This window comes from Phormidium sp. FACHB-1136 (genome assembly GCF_014697375.1).
Lineage (GTDB): Bacteria > Cyanobacteriota > Cyanobacteriia > Phormidesmidales > Phormidesmidaceae > Nodosilinea.
On sequence record NZ_JACJRS010000255.1, the window covers coordinates 1 to 1,598 of the forward strand.

Below are 1,598 nucleotides of genomic sequence, written 5' to 3' on the forward strand. Positions count from 1 at the left end.
ACGTTCGCGGTCTTATGCACCCAGCAGCGCTGGGCCTTCGTGGTGGGAAACACCTGGGGCAGGGCTTTCCAGAAGCCCAACGCCCCATCGCCAATGGCGAGGTGAGGTGCTTGGTCGAGCCCCTGGTCTTTGAGCCGCCGCCGCAGGGCTTTCCAACTCAATTCCGATTCCCGATACCCCATCTCCAGGCCCAGCAGTTCCTTATGGCCCTTGTCTGTCACCCCCAAGATGACCAACAGGCACTGCCGTTCATCGGCCCGGATGGTGACGTAGATGCCGTCGGCCCAGATATAGACGTAGCGCTGGTGCTGTAATGACCGCTGCTGCCACGACCGGTGTTCCTCACTCCATTTCGCTTTCAACCGACCGATGGTGGCCGGAGAGAGCCCTTTCGGCGCTTCGCCCAACAGCGATGACAGCGCCTCACCAAAGTCCCCACTGGAGACCCCTTTGAGGTACAGCCACGGCAGTAATTCCTCCACACTCCGCGCCCGTTTCAGGTACGGCGGCAACAACGCCGAGGTGAACTTGATGCCACTGCCGCTGCGGTCGCGCACCTTCGGTACTTGAATCTCCACCTCCCCAACGCCTGTCGTAATCGTGCGCTCGGGCAGGTAGCCGTTGCGCACCACCACCTGCCGTCCTTGCTCATCCCGACGGTCTCGATACTGAGCCAGAAAGTCTTCCAGCTCCGCTTCCACCGCCTGGGCGATGATCTGTCGGGCTCCCCGGCGAATCAGATCGCTCAGCGCATCGCTGAAGTGCTCCGTTGTCTCGGTTGAAGGCAATGCAATAAGATGGTCGTCATTCATGGTGTATTCCTGATCTGGTGGTTTACTTCATCCAGCAGAATACGCCCTTCCTTCTTTCCCCTCCATACACCAGAAATGAGCATAGCTCTCGTCTTTACCAAAAAGGTCTACTATCCTTTGGCAAAGCCCGTGAATTGGCGTCTCTCAGCAAGTGGGATTTTCATGAACTGCTGAGTCAGGAAGGGATTCAGCGCAGCTGGGCACCTCGAAAAATACAAATCTTATTGAGAATGGGCACGAGACTCCAATGGTTCCAGGCTCTTCAGATTCGCAATAAGGCAATTAATCGAGGTGCCCAGCTACGACAAGGAAGAACTAGAAGAAGACCTTGCCACCATGGAGGCTCTGGGTTGAGGACGAGGCTTCACTTGCTAAAATTAGCATGGGGGCATACTAATTTTATGCAAGTTGCAGAGTCAGCCATGGTTCAGGATGTACGCTACGTACATGGTTCAGGATGTACGCTACGTAACCGATGAAGCAGGCGAGAGAGTGGCCGTCTTGCTAGATTTAGCTACCTACCACAAGCTAACAGCTGCCCGTAGCGACTCTGAATTACTCACGGGATTAAGTCACGATGAGCTAGTGGCCCTGGCAGAAAGTGCCCTTTCTCTATCAACTCAAAATCAACTGCATGATTTATTGAATCGCAATGCAGAGGGAGAACTTCCAGAAGATGATACCAATCCGACATGAAGTTGAGCATAATAGAGGATGACGTTCGAGAGGGTAGAAAGGATGGCCCGTCCCTTCGTGATTGAGGTTGGTGAAAGCGAAACCTTTCTG

The 1,598-nt window shown here is 54.4% G+C and carries 2 protein-coding genes; one reads left to right on the top strand and one right to left on the bottom strand.

Translation table 11 applies throughout. The features are described from left to right. A partial coding sequence (locus H6G62_RS27170) for an IS256 family transposase (protein ID WP_190500951.1) occupies nt 1-812 on the bottom strand: 812 nt, incomplete at its 3' end. Nucleotides 813-1,259: 447 nt separating this feature from the next. Here H6G62_RS27170 and H6G62_RS27180 point away from each other — a divergent pair. Next, nucleotides 1,260-1,508, top strand: coding sequence for a hypothetical protein (locus H6G62_RS27180; RefSeq protein WP_190500953.1), 249 nt, complete (start codon nt 1,260-1,262; stop codon nt 1,506-1,508). The last annotated feature ends 90 nt before the right edge of the window (nt 1,509-1,598 follow it).